This window comes from Staphylococcus sp. EG-SA-2 (assembly GCF_017152085.1).
On sequence record NZ_JACYHC010000192.1, the window covers coordinates 1 to 524 of the forward strand.

At 35.7% G+C, this 524-nt stretch carries 1 protein-coding gene; it reads left to right on the top strand.

Annotated elements, in window-relative coordinates; all coding sequences use genetic code 11:
• Window positions 1-247 (top strand): DUF3147 family protein (locus IDG60_RS01810; protein ID WP_206160431.1); only part of this gene is annotated, 247 nt, incomplete at its 5' end.
• Window positions 248-524: the final 277 nt, after the last annotated feature.

The window sequence follows — 524 nt, forward strand, 5'->3', positions numbered from 1 at the left end:
GCAATATGGTGATAAAGTCGCTGTGCATGTAAGTCGTGGCGCAGTGTTTGGTATGACAGGGGTATTAGTTTGTATTTTAGTTACATGGATGATGTTACATATGACGCACATGTGGTTGATTAGCATTATTGTTGGTTTCCTAAGCTGGTTCATCAGTGCAGTATGTATTTTTGAAGCGGTAGAATTTATAGCACAAAAAAGATTAGAAAAGCATAGTTGGAAAGCTGGAAAATCGAATAGTAAATAGTGTGAACGTAATCTCTTAACTAGGACTAACTTTGCAAGCATTGAATAGCATGGAAAAGTTGCATCATTAATAAGTGAAATTCAAGTTGGCATTGAGAAAATTACAAGCGCGTAATTATACAGGTCTGTCTTAAGGGAGTCTTCGAACCCCGATGTTGTCGTATGTCAAAACATTTAGTCAATCATAAAGGTGACTTTAACTAAGTTTATCTGATAGTCTGATTGTAATGATTGTACTAATTGACTGGAGGCGTATGTAATTGAATCTGAGTAAACAA